General features: G+C 70.4%; 20 protein-coding genes and 2 pseudogenes. 5 read left to right on the forward strand and 17 right to left on the reverse strand.

The window, feature by feature from the left end; all coding sequences use genetic code 11:
• Positions 1-6: 6 nt before the first annotated feature.
• The gene (locus BN971_RS23540; protein WP_085179173.1) at positions 7-933 is read left to right on the forward strand and encodes an LLM class flavin-dependent oxidoreductase; all 927 of its coding nucleotides are present in this window, start codon (positions 7-9) and stop codon (positions 931-933) included.
• On the opposite strand, the gene rplO is transcribed toward BN971_RS23540, so the two are convergent.
• The 15 genes and pseudogenes from rplO to BN971_RS23615 form a co-directional block, all read right to left on the reverse strand.
• Positions 934-1,374: a 50S ribosomal protein L15 gene (rplO, locus tag BN971_RS23545; protein ID WP_085179174.1), complete on the reverse strand. Its 441-nt coding sequence runs from the start codon at positions 1,372-1,374 to the stop codon at positions 934-936.
• Positions 1,371-1,577, reverse strand: coding sequence for a 50S ribosomal protein L30 (gene rpmD / locus BN971_RS23550; RefSeq protein WP_085179175.1), 207 nt, complete (start codon positions 1,575-1,577; stop codon positions 1,371-1,373). The genes rplO and rpmD overlap by 4 nt, the downstream gene beginning before the upstream one ends.
• The gene (gene rpsE / locus BN971_RS23555; protein WP_085179176.1) at positions 1,574-2,245 is read right to left on the reverse strand and encodes a 30S ribosomal protein S5; all 672 of its coding nucleotides are present in this window, start codon (positions 2,243-2,245) and stop codon (positions 1,574-1,576) included. The genes rpmD and rpsE overlap by 4 nt, the downstream gene beginning before the upstream one ends.
• A gap of 40 nt (positions 2,246-2,285) precedes the next feature.
• Entirely contained in the window at positions 2,286-2,654 is a 369-nt protein-coding gene (gene rplR / locus BN971_RS23560; RefSeq protein WP_085179177.1) for a 50S ribosomal protein L18, read from the reverse strand.
• Between the two features lie 38 nt (positions 2,655-2,692).
• On the reverse strand, positions 2,693-3,232 hold the full coding sequence (gene rplF, locus BN971_RS23565) for a 50S ribosomal protein L6 (protein WP_085179178.1): 540 nt from the start codon (positions 3,230-3,232) through the stop codon (positions 2,693-2,695).
• 11 nt (positions 3,233-3,243) lie between these two features.
• Positions 3,244-3,642 carry a 30S ribosomal protein S8 gene (gene rpsH / locus BN971_RS23570; RefSeq protein ID WP_085179179.1) on the reverse strand — a complete coding sequence of 133 codons (399 nt, stop codon included), beginning with the start codon at positions 3,640-3,642 and terminating at the stop codon, positions 3,244-3,246.
• Between the two features lie 15 nt (positions 3,643-3,657).
• Entirely contained in the window at positions 3,658-3,843 is a 186-nt protein-coding gene (locus tag BN971_RS23575) for a type Z 30S ribosomal protein S14 (RefSeq protein ID WP_011739072.1), read from the reverse strand.
• Positions 3,844-3,846: 3 nt separating this feature from the next.
• Entirely contained in the window at positions 3,847-4,410 is a 564-nt protein-coding gene (gene rplE / locus BN971_RS23580) for a 50S ribosomal protein L5 (RefSeq protein ID WP_085179180.1), read from the reverse strand.
• On the reverse strand, positions 4,410-4,727 hold the full coding sequence (gene rplX / locus BN971_RS23585; protein ID WP_065145034.1) for a 50S ribosomal protein L24: 318 nt from the start codon (positions 4,725-4,727) through the stop codon (positions 4,410-4,412). Before rplX ends, rplE begins: the two co-directional genes overlap by 1 nt.
• The gene (gene rplN, locus BN971_RS23590) at positions 4,728-5,096 is read right to left on the reverse strand and encodes a 50S ribosomal protein L14 (RefSeq protein ID WP_085179181.1); all 369 of its coding nucleotides are present in this window, start codon (positions 5,094-5,096) and stop codon (positions 4,728-4,730) included.
• 193 nt (positions 5,097-5,289) lie between these two features.
• Positions 5,290-6,787: pseudogene (locus BN971_RS23595) on the reverse strand (HNH endonuclease signature motif containing protein).
• A 39-nt stretch (positions 6,788-6,826) separates the two neighbouring features.
• Positions 6,827-7,729 carry an alpha/beta fold hydrolase gene (locus tag BN971_RS23600; protein ID WP_085182114.1) on the reverse strand — a complete coding sequence of 301 codons (903 nt, stop codon included), beginning with the start codon at positions 7,727-7,729 and terminating at the stop codon, positions 6,827-6,829.
• Positions 7,698-8,555, reverse strand: coding sequence for a pseudouridine synthase (locus BN971_RS23605; protein ID WP_085182115.1), 858 nt, complete (start codon positions 8,553-8,555; stop codon positions 7,698-7,700). Before BN971_RS23605 ends, BN971_RS23600 begins: the two co-directional genes overlap by 32 nt.
• The gene (locus tag BN971_RS23610; protein WP_085182116.1) at positions 8,552-10,306 is read right to left on the reverse strand and encodes a glycerol-3-phosphate dehydrogenase/oxidase; all 1,755 of its coding nucleotides are present in this window, start codon (positions 10,304-10,306) and stop codon (positions 8,552-8,554) included. The genes BN971_RS23605 and BN971_RS23610 overlap by 4 nt, the downstream gene beginning before the upstream one ends.
• A gap of 56 nt (positions 10,307-10,362) precedes the next feature.
• Positions 10,363-11,778, reverse strand: a complete 1,416-nt coding sequence (locus BN971_RS23615; RefSeq protein ID WP_085182117.1) for an NAD(P)H-quinone dehydrogenase — start codon at positions 11,776-11,778, stop codon at positions 10,363-10,365.
• Positions 11,779-11,856: 78 nt separating this feature from the next.
• On the opposite strand from BN971_RS23615, the gene BN971_RS23620 reads away from it, so the two are divergent.
• Complete coding sequence (locus BN971_RS23620) at positions 11,857-12,330, forward strand: gamma-glutamylcyclotransferase family protein (RefSeq protein WP_085182118.1); 474 nt, start codon at positions 11,857-11,859, stop codon at positions 12,328-12,330.
• A gap of 11 nt (positions 12,331-12,341) precedes the next feature.
• Complete coding sequence (locus BN971_RS23625) at positions 12,342-13,136, forward strand: SDR family NAD(P)-dependent oxidoreductase (protein WP_085182119.1); 795 nt, start codon at positions 12,342-12,344, stop codon at positions 13,134-13,136.
• Positions 13,137-13,143: 7 nt separating this feature from the next.
• Here BN971_RS23625 and BN971_RS23630 read toward each other — a convergent pair whose 3' ends face one another.
• Positions 13,144-14,289, reverse strand: a complete 1,146-nt coding sequence (locus tag BN971_RS23630) for an amidohydrolase (protein ID WP_090350655.1) — start codon at positions 14,287-14,289, stop codon at positions 13,144-13,146.
• 43 nt (positions 14,290-14,332) lie between these two features.
• On the opposite strand from BN971_RS23630, the pseudogene BN971_RS23635 reads away from it, so the two are divergent.
• Positions 14,333-14,521, forward strand: a pseudogene (locus tag BN971_RS23635) (phospho-sugar mutase); the annotation flags it as partial.
• On the opposite strand, the gene upp reads toward BN971_RS23635, so the two are convergent.
• Positions 14,522-15,145 (reverse strand): uracil phosphoribosyltransferase, encoded by a 624-nt coding sequence (upp, locus tag BN971_RS23640; RefSeq protein ID WP_085182125.1) that lies wholly within the window; start codon positions 15,143-15,145, stop codon positions 14,522-14,524.
• 96 nt (positions 15,146-15,241) lie between these two features.
• Here upp and BN971_RS23645 point away from each other — a divergent pair, with 96 nt between their 5' ends.
• Complete coding sequence (locus BN971_RS23645; RefSeq protein ID WP_085182173.1) at positions 15,242-16,099, forward strand: alkaline phosphatase family protein; 858 nt, start codon at positions 15,242-15,244, stop codon at positions 16,097-16,099.
• Positions 16,100-16,137 lie beyond the last annotated feature (38 nt).

Here is a 16,137-nt window from a genome sequence, read left to right on the forward strand (position 1 = left end):
GGTCAGGTGAGGTATTCGATCGCCATTCCCCAATTCGACTACGACACCTTCGACGCCGCCGGGCTGCGGTCCTTCCTGGCCCGCGCCGAGGAACTCGGCTTCGAGGGCGGCTGGGCGCTCGAGCAGATCGCCGGGGAGGCGCCGCTGCTGGCCCCGCTGGAGCTGCTGGCGTGGTGCGCGGCCGGCACCGAGCGGCTGCGGCTGGGGGTCGCCGTGCTGGTGACGTCGCTGCACGACCCGCTGCAGTTGGCCTCGTCGGTGACGGCGGTCGACCGGCTCAGCCACGGGCGCCTCGACGTGGGCGTCGGCAGCGGCGGCGGTTCCCGCCGGTTCGCCGCATTCGGCGTCGAGCAAGCCTCCTACATCTCGTATTTCACCGAGGGGCTCGAGCTGATGAAGGCGGCGTGGTCCGACGAGCCGCGGGTGACGTTCCACGGCCGTTTCCGCGACGTCGACGGCCTTCCCATCCAGCCCAAGCCGGTGCAGCGACCGCACCCCCCGATCTGGTTCGGCGGGTCGGCGCCCAAGGCGCTGGCCAGGGCGGTGCGCCACGGTGACTCGTTCATGGGTGCCGGGTCGTCGACCACCGAGGCGTTCGCCGGGGCCGTCAGCGTCGTGCGACACGAACTCGAGCGACAGCGAAAAGACCCGGCGCGCTTCACGATCGGCAAGCGCGTCTACCTGATGGTCGACGACGACGCGGCGCGCGCCCGCGAGCGGGTGCTCGCCGGGTTGCGGCGCATCTACGGCACGATGCCCGGGGTCGAGGCCGTCCCGGTGTCGGGCACACCCGACGACGTGGCCCGCGGGCTGCGCGAGGTGATCGACGCCGGGGCCGAGTACCTGCTGCTCAACCCCGTCGACGCAGGCGTCGCGGAGAACCGCGAGCAGATGGAACGCCTTGCCGCGGAAGTCATTCCGCGGCTGGTCTGACTACAGCTCGGTGACCGATCCGCCGGCGGCGGTGATCTTGTCGCGGGCGCTGCCGCTGAACTTGTGTGCCGTCACGTTCACGTTCACGGCCAGCTTGCCGTCGCCGAGCACCTTGACCAGGCTGTTCTTGCGGACCGCGCCCTTGGCCACCAGCTCGTCGACGCCGACCGAACCCCCTTGGGGGAACAGCCGATTGATGTCGCCGACGTTGACGACGGCGTACTCGGTGCGGAACCGGTTACGGAAGCCCTTGAGCTTGGGCAGCCGCATGTGGATCGGCATCTGCCCGCCCTCGAAGGTCGCCGGCACGTTCTTGCGGGCCTTGGTGCCCTTGGTGCCGCGTCCCGCGGTCTTGCCCTTGGAACCCTCACCGCGACCGACGCGGGTGCGCGCCTTTTTGGACCCGGGCGCGGGCTTCAGGTCGTGCAGCTTGATGGTCATTTGCTAGTACCTCCGGCTTGCGCCTCGGCCGGCTCCACCTGGACGAGGTGGCTCACCACGGCGATCAGGCCGCGGGTCTGCGGGTTGTCCTCGCGGATCACCGAGTGGCTGATCCGCCGCAGGCCCAGGGTGCGCAGGCTCTCGCGCTGCTTCCAGCGCGCGCCGATGGTGCTGCGAACCTGGGTGATCTTCAGCTGACTCATGATTGCGCGCTTGCCTCCCTCGCCGCCGCCGCACTCGCCAGCGCGTCGGATTCCCGGCGCGCCTTGAGCATCGAGGGCGGGGCGACGTCCTCGATCGGCAGGCCGCGACGGGCCGCGACCTCCTCGGGACGCTGCAGCATCTTGAGCGCGGCCACCGTGGCGTGCACCACGTTGATCGCGTTGTCGCTGCCCAGCGACTTGGCCAGGATGTCGTGCACGCCGGCACATTCCAGCACCGCGCGCACCGCGCCGCCGGCGATCACGCCGGTACCGGGGCTGGCGGGGCGCAACAACACCACGCCTGCAGCCGCCTCACCCTGCACCGGGTGGGTGACGGTACCGCCGATCAGCGGGACCCGGAAGAAGCCCTTGCGCGCCTCCTCGACGCCCTTGGCGATCGCGGCCGGCACCTCCTTGGCCTTGCCGTAGCCGACGCCGACCATGCCGTTGCCGTCGCCGACGATGACCAGGGCGGTGAAGCTGAATCGCCGACCACCCTTGACCACCTTGGAAACGCGGTTGATGGCGACCACGCGTTCCAGGTAGTTGCTCTTGTCGCCGTCGCGATCGCGGCCACCGCGGCCGCCGCCATCGCGCCGTCCGCGATCACCGCGGGAGTCGCGGTTGTCGCCGCGGGCCTCGGGGCCGCCGGCTGACTGTTCCGCCATTATGCGGTCCTTCCAGTTGTCATCAGACCGATGTTGTTCATCAGAATCGCAGTCCGTTCTCGCGCGCGGCATCCGCCAGCGCGGCGATCCGTCCGCCGTAGGTGTATCCGCCGCGGTCGAACACCGCGCTGTCGATGCCGGCGGCCTTGGCCCGCTCGGCGATCAATTGGCCGACCCGCACGCTGCGGGCCTTCTTGTCGCCCTGCATGCCGCGCACGTCGGCCTCGATCGACGACGCGGCCGCCACCGTGGTGCCGTTCTCGTCGTTGACCAGTTGCACGTGGATGTGCCGCGCCGACCGGTGCACCACCAACCGCGGGCGCTGCGGCGTGCCCTCGATCTTCTTGCGGAGCCGCGCGTGCCTGCGCAGCCGGGAAACCCGCCTGGCCGCGGATACGCTCTGCCCCACCGGCTTCCGAGCCGTGTCAGCTTGTGTTTGCGCCATGGCTACTTACCTGTCTTTCCGACCTTGCGGCGGATCTGCTCGCCTTCGTAGCGCACGCCCTTGCCCTTGTACGGGTCGGGACGGCGCAGGCGGCGGATGTTCGCCGAGATCTGGCCGACCTTCTGCTTGTCGATGCCCGACACCGTGAACTTGGTCGGTGACTGGACCGCGAACGTGATGCCCTCGGGCGCCTCGATCACCACGGGGTGGCTGTATCCGAGCGCGAACTCCAGGTTGGATCCCTTGAGCTGCACGCGGTAGCCGACGCCGAAAATCTCCATCTTGGTCTCGTAGCCCTGCGTCACACCGGTGACCAGATTGGACACCAGGGTGCGCGACAGCCCGTGCAGCGAGCGGTTCTCCCGCTCGTCGTTGGGCCGGGTGACCACGATCGCACCGTCGTCGCTGCGCGACACGGTGATCGGCTCGGCGACCGTCAGGTCCAGCGTGCCCTTGGGGCCCTTCACCAACACCTTCTGGCCGTCGATCGTTACGTCGACCCCGGACGGGACCGGAATCGGTTGCTTACCAATACGAGACATCTTTTAACCCCTCACCACACGTACGCGAGGACTTCGCCGCCGACGCCCTGCCTGGCGGCCTGACGGTCGGTCAACAGGCCCGAGGAGGTGGAGATGATCGCCACTCCCAGGCCGCCGAGAACCCGCGGCAGGTTCGTGGATTTCGCGTACACCCGCAGGCCCGGCTTGGACACCCGGCGTAACCCCGCGATGCTGCGCTCCCGGCTGGGTCCGTACTTGAGCTGGACGACCAGCGCCTTGCCGACCCGCGCGTCTTCGGTCCGGTAATCGCTGATGTAACCCTCGTTCTTGAGGATCTGGGCGATGTTGGCCTTGAGCTTGGAGTGCGGCAAGGTCACCTCGTCGTGGTACGCCGAATTGGCGTTGCGCAGACGCGTCAGGAAGTCTGCGATCGGGTCGGTCATCGTCATATCGTCAGTCCCCTGTCACCAGCTGCTCTTCTGGACGCCGGGCAGTTCGCCCGCGTGCGCCATCTCGCGCAGGCAGATTCGGCAGAGCCCGAACTTGCGGAAGACCGCGCGGGGGCGGCCGCACTTGCTGCAGCGGGTGTAGCCGCGCACGGCGAACTTCGGCTTGCGCGCGGCCTTGTTGACCAGTGCCTTTTTAGCCATTGCTCAGTTCTCCTTGAACGGAAAGCCGAGGGCCCGCAACAGCGCTCGTCCTTCGTCGTCGGACGTCGCCGAGGTGACGACGTTGATGTCCATGCCGCGGACCCGGTCGATCTTGTCCACGTCGATCTCGTGGAAGACGGACTGCTCGCCCAGCCCGAACGTGTAGTTGCCGAGTCCGTCGAACTGCTTGGGCGACAGGCCGCGGAAGTCGCGGATGCGGGGCAGCGCAATCGACGTGAGTCGGTCGAGGAACTCCCACATCCTGTCCCCGCGCAGGGTGACCCGGACGCCGATCGGCATTCCCTCGCGCAACTTGAACTGCGCGATGGACTTTCGCGCCCGGCGGATCTCCGGCCGTTGCCCGGTGATCAGCGCCAGGTCGTTGACCGCGCCGTTGATCAGCTTGGCGTCCCGGGCCGCCTCGCCCACGCCCATGTTGACGACGACCTTGGTCACCGTCGGCACCTGCATGACGTTGGCGTAGTTGAACTCTTTCTGCAGCGAGGCACGAATCTCGCTGCGGTACTTCTCTTTCAGGCGGGGCTGAACCTTCTCTGCCGTCGTCATCAGATGTCCTTGCCGTTGCGCTTGGAGATACGGACGCGCTTGCCGGTTTCGTCGTCGACCCGGTAGCCGATCCGGGTGGGCTTACCGTCCGAGTCGACCACCATCACGTTGGAAACGTGGATCGGGGCTTCCTGGGTGACGATCCCGCCCGAGCGGGCTCCGCGCTGGTTGGTCGAGATCGCGGTGTGCTTCTTGATCCGGTTGACGCCCTCGACCAGCACCCGGTTGCGGTCCGGGTAGGCCTGCAGAACCTTGCCCTTGGCGCCCTTGTCCTTGCCGGCGATGACCAGGACGGTGTCGCCCTTGTGGACCTTCATCTACAGCACCTCCGGGGCCAGCGAGATGATCTTCATGAACCGCTTCTCGCGCAGCTCGCGGCCCACCGGCCCGAAGATGCGCGTGCCGCGCGGATCGTTGTCGGGCTTGATGATCACCGCGGCGTTCTCGTCGAACCTGATGTAACTGCCGTCGGGACGCCTGCGCTCCTTGACCGTGCGCACCACCACGGCCTTGACGACGTCGCCCCGCTTGACGTTGCCGCCGGGAATGGCGTCCTTCACCGTGGCGACGATGACGTCACCGATGCCGGCATAGCGTCGCGACGAACCGCCGAGCACCCGGATGCACAAGATCTCCTTGGCCCCGGTGTTGTCGGCAACCTTCAGCCGCGATTCCTGCTGAATCACTCGGGTCTCCTGACCTGGTTTCGTGTGTGCACGGCAGGATGAATCCCACGGCCTGACGTGCGCGGTCTTGAAAAGCAGTTGTCACCGAAAGGCACGCGGGGCCGATAACGCTTGCACGCACCGGCCGAGGTCTGCCCAAGGCAACCCCTAGAGTCTAGGCGACGACCAGCTCAGCGCCAAATTCGCGTCCCACTCAGAAGGGTGGTGGGTCGTCGTCGGTGTGGGGTGGGGCGGGTCCGGTGGGGTTCACGGCTTGGGCCTGGCGCGCCATGCGGGCTTGGCGGTTGTGTCGGCGTTCGGTGGCGACCCGCTCTGCGCGCTGTTGGGTGCGGGTGCGCCGGCGTCGGGGCATCATGGCGGTGCGCTGGTCGCAGTAGTCCGGGGGCGCGGGGTCGGCCTCGGGTGCGGGCATGCCGCCCACCGCGTAACACAGGCTGGGGAACAGCAGCGCGCTGCCCGGGGTGGTCACGTAGGTGCACCCGGCCGGGGAGGTCAGGATCAGGGTGCCGTCGGGCAGTTGTTTCTCGGTCCAGCCCCAAAACGTCTTCAGCAAATGATGCGTACGGCAATAACACTTCAGGTTGCCCGCATGGGTCGGCCCACCCTCGGCGTGCGCGATGGTGTGGTCGAGGTCGCAGGCCCAGGCCGGCACGTCACAGCCGGGCCAGCGACACGTCAGATCCCGGCACCGCACGAACTCGGCCAACGCCGTCGACGGGGTATAGCGCGGCTCGGGTGGGGCATCACCGGGATGCACCAGCGGCACCCGCGTGGCCGTGGCCGCGAGTTCCTGGACGAGGTCGGCGGTGATCAGCCCGTCGGCACCGACCAGCGAGCCCGGCGCGGTGCCGCTGCCCTCGATCGTGGCCTGCTCGGCGATCACATGAATCACCACCGGTGAGGCCGGTCTGCGCCCGCCCGCGGCGCAGTCCGCGCGCCCGCAGCCGCAGCCCAGGATCGGCCCCCGCGGCCAGCGCGCCCAGGGCATCCGCGCGGCGCTGGGCGTGCGCGCGCGGATCATGCGCACACACCGTGGCGGCCAACGCGTCCAGCCGCCGGTCCAGGGCGTGGGCGTCGGGGGTCAACAGGCTGCCGCGGATCAGCGAGGTCCCGCCCACCACATCATCGAGGGCCACCTCCCGGTCGCTGCGCAACCGCTGCCGCCGGCGCACCGCATCGGCATCGAGCATGGCCACCACCTTGTCGACCTGCCCGGCCAACCGATGGCGCGTCATCGACGGCCACCGCCCCACATTCGCCGCCAACCGTGCATCGACTGCCGCCAACACCTCGGGATCCTCGATCAAATCCGTGCGATACACGATCGTGGCGAACAACCGAAAATCGATGTCCCCGGCGCAAAACACCGCCCCCACCTTGGGCAGCCGCTCCCGCAGCGCCCGGGCATACCGCAGCCGCGAGGCCGCCAACGCCTGGGAGATCCGCAGCTCGGCGGCCACCTCGGCCGCCACCGCCTCCATGGTGTCGATCGCCCAGTCCTCGCTCTCGGCACACCGCGACAACCGGTAGGCGAACAACTCCCCCATCACCACCAACTGCGCAGCCGCCGCCCGATTCTCCACCCGCGCCGCCACCCCGATGCGCCCCACCAACGCCGCCGACTCGGTCGTCGTCGTCGGATAGCACCGCTCGATCAGCTCATCGAACCGCGCCCGCACATCTTCGAACATGTGTGCGAGTATGCCACCGCGGTACGACAAGTCCCCGCGTCAGGCGCCATCCAGAAATCGCTCAACCGCATCGACGAACTCGACGGGACAGTCGCGCACCAGCCAGTGCCCGCACGGCTCGAAAACCCGGACCTCCCCGTCCCCAACCAGCCCAGCGGCGCGGACGGAGTCCGCCACCGGCACGATCTTGTCGTTGCGCCCGGCCAACACCAAGGTCTTGGCCCGGACCTGCGACAGCCGCGAGGTGAGCGACAGGCCCTGCCGTCCAAGACCGAACGCCCACCGCTGAGTGGCCGAAAACGCTTCTCCCGCATGGGGGCGCCGGCAGTTCAGGAGGACGGCGTCGATCAGGTCGTCGGTCAGCGACGTCGGGTTCGCGATGATCTGCCGCAGTTGCAGACGGACCAGCGCGCGCCCCCACCGGCCGTACCACCGATACATGTACCGATTGACAAAAGGGTGGTGGGCCACCCACTCGGCGGTGCGCATGAACCGCACGGTCTCGCTGACGCCGCCGGGGTTGACCGGAACGATGCGCCGCACCACGCCCGGGTTACCGATCGCCACTTCGAGCGTGATCCATCCCCCGAGCGACAATCCGCCGAGATCGACCCCATCAAACCCGAGCCGGCGAATCAGGTCGACGACCCAATCCGCGTACCAGGGAATGGAATACGGGGAAGCGGTGAACTGGGTGTCGCCGTAGCCCGGCAGGTCCGGCGCGATGACGCGTCGGCGCCTCCCCAGCGAACCCAGCACGGAACCGAACGACACCAGCGCCGAGTCGGTGCCCGCTCCGTGCAGCAGGACAAGCGGGGTGAGCGAGTTGCCCGGATCGACCTCGTACACCCGGGTGCGGATGCCCTGCACATCCATCCAGCCGGTGCCGACCCCCTGCGGGATCGGCAGGCTACGGCCCGGGTCGGCGGCTGACGAACTCACGCCGCTCTCCCGTCAGCGGGTCGTCGAACTCCAGACGCTGCGCCAGCAACCGCAGCGGCGTGCCGAAGTCATCGGGGGGAACGTCGATCACGTCGGGATACAACGGGTCTCCCTCGATCGGCAACCCCAGCGACGCCATGTGCACCCGCAGCTGGTGGGTGCGCCCGGTGCGGGGGGTCAACCGGTACAGGCCGCCGGAAACCCTCTCCACCAGCGTTTCGGCATTGGGTTCGCCCGGCTCGCAGACCGCCTGCAGCCGGCCGCGGTGCTTGACGATCCGGCTGCGGATCACCACCGGCAGCGTCACCGCCGGCTCACCGCCGGCTCGCGCGAGGTACGTCTTGGACACCAGCCCGCGGGCGAACAGCGTCTGGTAGGCGCCGCGGACCTCGCGGCGGGTGGTGAACACCAGGACCCCGGCGGTCAGCCGGTCCAGCCGGTGCGCCGGACTCAGCTCCGGCAACCCCAGTTCGCGCCGCAGCCGCACCAGCGCGGTCTGCGCGACGTGCCGCCCGCGGGGCATGGTGGCCAGGAACGGCGGCTTGTCGACCACCACGACGTCCGCGTCGCGGTGCAGCACCGGGATGTCGAAGGGCACCGGAACCTCGTCGGGCAGATCGCGGTACAGGTACACGTGCGACCCGGCGGGCAGGACCGTGGCCCCGTCGACCGCCGCGCCGTCGGCGTCGACGACCTCTCCCGAAAGCACCTTGCACCGCGCCGGCTCCCCGAACCGCGCGGTCAATTCGGCCAGCACCGGGCCGCCGCGCAACCGCACCCGGGCGGGCCCAAGGCCGTCGCGAACCGGCAGGGGCGCGGGCCTCAAGTGAGGGGCACCGGCTCGAGGATCTCGGCGCGGGCCTCGGGCGCGCTGGCCCGCAGTTCGTCGGCCGACACGTCGTCGGGCTGGGCCTGCGACAGGACCTCGGCCTCGACCCGCGCGGCGTAGTTGGCGACCTCGCGCTCGGCGTCCTCGGCGCTCCAGCCCAGGACGGGCGCGACCACGTCGGCCACCTCGCGGGCGCAGTCGACGCCGCGGTGTGAGTATTCGATCGAGATCCGCATCCGGCGCGCCAGGATGTCCTCCAGGTGCAGCGCCCCCTCGGCGGTGACGGCGTAGAGCGCCTCGACCTTGAGGTAGCCCGGTGCCTCCTTGATCGGGCGCAACAGCTCCGGATCACCGGCGGCCAGGTCCAGCACGTCGCCGATCAGCGATCCGTAGCGGTCCAGCAGGTGACGCACGCGGTAGGGGTGCAGGCCCTGCACCGCGGCCACGTGCTCGGCCTGGTTGATCAGCGCGAAATAGCCGTCGGCGCCCAGCAGGCTCACCTTCTTGGTGATCGACGGCGCCACCCGGGCCGGGACGAACTGGACCGCGGCGTCGATCGCGTCGGCGGCCATCACCCGGTAGGTGGTGTATTTGCCGCCGGCGATGGCCACCAGGCCGGGCGCCGGCACCGCGACGGCGTGCTCGCGGGACAGCTTGGACGTCTCCTCGCTCTCCCCCGCCAGCAGCGGCCGCAGCCCGGCGTAGACGCCGTCGATGTCGGCGTGGGTCAGCGGGGTCGCCAAGACGGTGTTGACGGTGCCGAGGATGTAGTCGATGTCGGCCTTGGTGGCCGCCGGGTGGGCCAGGTCGAGGTTCCAGTCGGTGTCGGTGGTGCCGATGATCCAGTGGCTGCCCCACGGTATGACGAACATCACCGACTTCTCGGTGCGCAGGATGATCGCGACGTCGCTGACGATCCGGTCGCGGGGCACCACCACGTGCACGCCCTTGGACGCCCGGACCTGGAACCGGCCGCGCTGCTTGGACAGGGCCTGGATCTCGTCGGTCCACACGCCGGTCGCGTTGACGACGACGTGGCCACGGACCTCGGTCATCGCGCCGTTCTCGGAGTCGCGCACCCGCACGCCCGTCACCCGGTCGCCCTCGCGCAGCAGCGCAACCACCTGGGTGGACGACCGCACGACGGCGCCGTACTGCGCGGCGGTGCGCGCGACCGTCATGGTGTGCCGGGCGTCGTCGACGACGGTGTCGTAGTAGCGGATCCCGCCCACCAGGGACGTCCGCTTCAGACCGGGACTCAACCGCAGCGCCCCGGCACGGGTCAGGTGTTTTTGCGCCGGAACGGATTTCGCGCCGCCCATCCGGTCGTAGAGGAAGATGCCCGCGGCGACATAGGGCCGCTCCCACAGCCGCTTGGTCAGCGGAAACAGGAACGGCATCGGCTTGACCAGGTGCGGCGCCAGCGTGGTCAGGGACAGCTCGCGTTCGTAGAGCGCCTCGCGCACCAGCCCGAATTCCAGCTGCTCGAGGTAGCGCAGCCCGCCGTGGAACATCTTCGACGACCGGCTCGACGTCCCCGAGGCGAAGTCGCGCGCCTCCACCAGCGCCACCTTGAGCCCGCGGGTGGCCGCGTCCAGGGCGCAGCCGGAACCGACCACGCCGCCGCCGACGACCACCACGTCGAACTGCTCTGCGCCCAGCCGTTCCCAGGCCTCCCGGCGTTGTTGCGGTCCCAGCACCGAACCCGACGAGCCCTGCCCGCCGGTCGCGTGGATCGGGTCACTCACGAGGGAAACTCCTCCTCCAGTTACTCGTCGGTAGGACGTTCCCCAAGGCTAGCCGCTCAATCCAGATCGTCGTGCGCCATCAGCCGGCGCGCGGCCTCGGTGATCGACCCCGACAGCGACGGGTAGACCGCCAGCGTCTGCGCCAGCTCGTTGACGGTGATGCGGTTGGTGACGGCGACGGCGATCGGCAGGATCAGTTCGGAGGCGATCGGCGCGACCACCACGCCGCCGATCACCACGCCGGTGGAGCGCCGGCAGAAGATCTTGACGAAGCCCTGCCGCAGGCCCGACATCTTCGCCCGGGCGTTGGTGCGCAACGGCAACATGATGGTCCGCGCCGTCACCGAGCCGTCGTCGATCGCCGACTGCGGCACGCCGACGGCCGCGATCTCGGGCCGGGTGAACACCGTCGCCGCGACCGTGCGCAGCCGGATCGGGGTGACGCCCTCCCCCAGCGCGTGATACATCGCGATCCGGCCCTGCATGGCGGCGACCGACGCCAGCGGCAGCAGGCCGGTGCAGTCCCCGGCGGCGTAGATGCCGAGCACCGAGGTCCGCGAAACCCGGTCGACGGTGATGTAGTTGCCCCGGCCGAGCTCGATGCCGACGCGTTCCAGGCCCAGGCCGCCGGTGTTGGGCACCGAGCCGATGGTCATCAGGGCGTGGCTGCCCTCGACGGTGCGGCCGTCGGTCAGGGTGACCAGCACACCGGTGTCGGTGCGGGTGACCGAGGCAGCGCGGGCGTTCTTGACCAGCTCGACGCCCCGTTCGGAGAAGGCCTCCTCGAGCACCAGCGCGGCGTCGGCGTCCTCGTACGGCAGCACCCGGTCCTGGCTGGCGACGACCGTGACGGGCACCCCGAGCTCGGTGTAGGCGTGGACGAACTCCGCCCCGGTGACGCCGGAGCCCACGACGACCAGGTGCTCGGGCAGCGACTCGAGGTTGTAGAGCTGCCGCCAGGTCAGGATCCGCTCGCCGTCGGGCTGCGCCGACGGCAGGACGCGCGGGCTGGCCCCGGTCGCGATCAGCACGACGTCGGCCTCGTGTTCGGTGGTGGAGCCGTCTGCGGCGGTCGCTTTCACCCGGTGGCAGGCCAGCCCGGGGGTGGGGTCGACGAGCTCGCCGCGGCCGGCGACCACCTGCACGCCCACGTTGAGCAGCTGCGCGGTGATGTCGGCCGACTGCTCGGTGGCCAGGCGCCGGACCCGTTCATGGATCCGGGGCAGCGAGATCGTGGCCGCCTCGTAGTCGATGTCGAAGCCCAGCCGCGGCGCCCTTCGCAGCTCGGTGCGCAACCCCGTCGAGGCGATGAACGTCTTGGACGGCACGCAGTCGTCGAGCACGGCGGCCCCGCCGATGCCGTCGGAGTCGATCACGGTGACGCGGGCCGAATCGGGGTGCGAGGTGGCGGCGACGAGCGCGGCTTCGTAACCGGCCGGGCCTCCGCCCAGGATCACGATGCGGGTCACCACGGTTCACAACCTAGTCGGCGGCCGCGCGAAGCGCTCGGCGCGAACACCGGGCGAGCGCGGGCCGTTTAAGCTTTCCCCGTGCCGCTCTACGCCGCTTACGGGTCGAACATGGATCCCGAGCAGATGCTCAAGCGCGCGCCGCATTCGCCGATGGCCGGAACCGGCTGGCTGCACGGGTGGCGGTTGACCTTCGGCGGCGAGGACATCGGCTGGGAGGGCGCCCTGGCCACCGTCGTGGAGGATCCGGATTCCAAGGTGTTCGTCGTCCTCTACGACATGACGCCGGCCGACGAGAACAACCTGGACCGGTGGGAGGGATCGGAGTTCGGCGTCCACAAGAAGATCCGCTGCCGGGTGGAGCGGATTTCCTCGGACACCACCACCGACCCGGTGCTGGCCTGGCTGTACGTGCTGGACGCCTGGGAGGGCGGCCTGCCGTCGGCGCGATACCTCGGCGTGATGGCCGACGCCGCCGAAATCGCCGGCGCCCCGGCCGATTACGTGCACGACCTGCGGACCCGCCCGGCCAGCAACATCGGCCCGGGGACCTGACCGGTCCGCGGATGGAACATCTGGCCGCGTACGGCCCGTGGGCGGTGATCGCCGGCGGATCAGAGGGCGTCGGCGCCGAATTCGCCACCCAGCTGGCGACCGCGGGGCGCAACCTCGTGCTGATCGCGCGCAAACCCGACCCGCTGCAAACCACCGCGGAACACTGCCGCGAGCGGGGCGTGCAGGTTCGCACCCTGGCCCTCGACCTCGTCGCACCGGACGCCGTGTCGGCGGTCGCCGAGGCGACGGCCGACCTGGAGGTCGGGCTGCTCGTCTACAACGCCGGGGCCAACACGTGCAGCGAGCAATTTCTGGACGGCGACCTGGCCGACTTCGGCCGCGTCGTCGACCTCAACATCAGCGCGCAGCTGGCGCTGGTGCACCACTTCGGCCGCCCGATGCGCGAGCGGCGGCGCGGCGGCATCCTGCTGGTCGGGTCGATGGCCGGCTACCTGGGGTCGGTGCGGCACACCGTGTACGGCGGCGTGAAGGCGTTCGGGCGGATCTTCGCCGAAAGCCTGTGGCTCGAGCTGCGCGAGTACGACGTGCACGTGCTCGAACTCGTGCTCGGCGTGACCCGGACCCCCGCGATGGAGCGGGCCGGGCTGAATTTCGACGTGCCCGGTCTGCGGGTGGCCGACCCGGCCGACGTGGCCCGGGAGGGGCTGGCGCAGCTGCCGCACGGCCCCGTGTACGTGGCCGGCGGCAACGCCGACGACGTGGCGCGCCGCAACGACCCGGACCGCGCGAAGGTGGTGCTGGGCACCCACCGGTTCATTCAGCGGCTGCTGCCCGGCGGCGACTGACGGCCCGTCAGCCGGCCGGCTCGGCCGCCCGCTCGACGATGTTGACCATCAGGCGCACGCCGATCGGCATGGCCCGCTCGTCGAGGTCGAACGTCGGCTGATGCAGGTCCAGCTGCGGCCCCTCGCCCGGCCAGACGCCCAGGCGCGCCATGGCGCCGGGGATCTCCTCCAGGTACCAGGAGAAGTCCTCGCCGCCGCCGGACTGCCGGGTGTCCGCCAGCACGTCCGGGCCGACGGCCTCGATCGCGTGGGTGAGGATGTGCGTCGACACCTCCTCGTTGACCACCGGCGGGACGCCGCGGTGGTAGCGCAGCGTGTGCTCGATCGCCAGCGGCGACAGCAGCGCGTCGACGGCCTGGCGGATGATCGCCTCGAGGCCCATCCAGGTCTGCCGGCTGGCTGTGCGGACGGTGCCGGACAGCACCCCGCTCTGCGGGATGGCGTTGGCGGCCACCCCCGCGTTGACCGCTCCCCACACCAGCACCGTGCTGTTGCGCGGGTCGATGCGGCGCGACAGCACCCCGGGCAGCCCGGTGATCAGGGTGCCCAGCCCGTACACCAGGTCGCCGGTCAGGTGCGGGCGCGAGGTGTGCCCGCCCGGCGAGTGCAGCGTGATCTCGATCGAATCGGCGGCCGAGGTGATGGGGCCCGGGCGCACCGCGACCCGGCCGACCTCGAGGTGCGGATCGCAGTGCAGGGCGAAGATCCGCGACACCCCGCTGATCGCGCCGGCCGCGATGGCGTCGATCGCCCCGCCGGGCATCAGCTCCTCGGCGGCCTGGAAGATCAGCCGCACCCCGACCGGCAGCTCCGGCACGGACGCCAGCACCTGCGCGGCGCCCAGCAGGATCGCGGTGTGCGCGTCGTGCCCGCAGGCGTGCGCGACGTTGGGCATGTGCGAGGCGTACGGGGCGCCGGTCCGCTCGGCCATGGGCAGCGCGTCGATGTCGGCCCGCAGCGCGATCCGGGGCTTGTCCTCGGGGCCCAGGTCGCAGACCAGCCCGGTCCCGCCGGGCAGCACCTTCGGGTTCAGCCCCGCGTCGGCCAGCCGTTCGGCGACGAACTGGGTCGTGGCGAATTCCTGCCGCCCCAGTTCGGGGTAGCGGTGGATGTGCCGGCGCCACTCGACGAGGTCGTCGGCGTGCGCGGCCAGCCACGATTCGGCGGTGTGGGCGAGGTTTTTTTAATGATACGGCGACGCGCTGATCTTCACCGGCGGCGACGACGCGTGCTGGGTGCGCGTGGTGGTGCGCCCCTCGGGAACCGAGCCAAAGGTCAAGTGCTACATCGAGGTTCGCCACGCGGTAAGCGGGGATCTGCGCGCCTCGCGCGACCGGGCCCGCGCGCTGCGCGACGAGCTGGTCGGCGCGGTCGAAAGCTGGTGACTACCGGGGCCCGAACTGCCGGTCGCCCGCGTCGCCGAGGCCCGGCACGATGTAGGCGATCTCGTTGAGCCGGTCGTCGACCGCGGCGGTGAACAGCCGCGCGTCCGGTGCCGTCTTCTCCAGGGCCGCAACGCCTTCCGGGGCGGCCACGGCGCACAGAACGGTGATGTCGGTGGCGCCGCGGCGCTGCAGCAGGCCGAGCGTGTGTGTCAGGGAGCCGCCGGTGGCCAGCATCGGGTCGAGGATCATGACCGCGACGCCGGACAGGTCGTCGGGCAGCGACTCCAAATAGCCGGTGGGCCGGTGGGTTTCCTCGTCGCGGGCCACGCCCACGAACCCGACCCGGCACCCCGGCATCAGCGCGAGCGCCTGGTCGACCATGCCGAGCCCCGCGCGCAGCACGGGAACCAGCAGCGGCGGATCGGCCAGGCGCACCCCGAGCGTCTCGGCCAGCGGCGTGTGCACCGGAAACGTCTCGGTGGCCGCGTCGCGGGTGGCCTCGTAGACCAGCATCGCCGTCAGGTCGCGCAGCGCGTCCCGGAAGCCCGCGTTGTCGGTGCGCTTGTCGCGCATCGTCGTCAGCCGGGCCGACGCCAGCGGGTGGTCAACGACGCGTACCTCCACGGGGCCCGACCCTATATAACGATCGCGCCGCGCCCCGCGTCGGTGCCGTCGGCGGCAGCCAAGCGCCCCTAGACTCGCGGCGTGCTCCGTCCCGGCATGCTCACGCGGTGGGCCTCCCGCGCCCTGATCGCCGCGCTGGCGGTGGCGGGTGTGGCGGCCACGCCGCCGGCCCCGCGGGTGAGCCTGGCGGCGGCCGCACTTCCGCAGCCCGCGCACGTGGTGATCGTGATCGAGGAGAACCGCGCGGCGACCCACATCATCGGCAACAACTCGGCGCCCTTCATCAACGCGCTGGCGGCCGGCGGCGCGAACATGACCCAGTCGTTCGCCGAGACGCACCCCAGCGAGCCGAACTACCTGGCCCTGTTCGCCGGCAGCACGTTCGGCGTGACCAGCGACACCTGCCCCGTCGACGCCGGCGCCGCCCCCAACCTGGCGTCCGAGCTGCTCGCCGCCGGCTACACGTTCGCCGGGTTCGCCGAGGGCCTGCCCGCGGCCGGGTCGACGGTGTGCAGCGCCGGCAAGTACGCCCGCAAGCACGTGCCGTGGGCCAACTTCACCAACGTGCCGCCGGCGGACTCGCTGCCGTTCTCGGCGTTCCCGATGGGCAACTACGCCGCCCTGCCGACGGTGTCGTTCGTCATCCCAAACAACGACGACAACATGCACGACGGCTCGATCCCGCAGGCCGACGCCTGGCTGAACAGCCAGTTGTCCGGCTACGCCAACTGGGCGGTGGCCAACAACAGCCTGCTGATCGTGACGTGGGACGAGGACGACGGCGGCCCGCGCAACCAGATCCCGACGGTCATCTACGGCGGGCATGTGAAGCCCGGCAACTACGCCGAGCAGATCAGCCACTACAACGTGCTGTCCACGCTGGAGCAGATGTACGGGCTGCCCAAGACGGGGTACGCGGTCAACGCTCCCGCGATCACCGACGTCTGGGGCTAGCCGGGCGCGTCGGGCGCCCCGGCCGGCCGTCGCTATTC

Origin of the sequence: Mycobacterium bohemicum DSM 44277 (assembly GCF_001053185.1) — a bacterium.
Taxonomy (GTDB): domain Bacteria; phylum Actinomycetota; class Actinomycetes; order Mycobacteriales; family Mycobacteriaceae; genus Mycobacterium; species Mycobacterium bohemicum.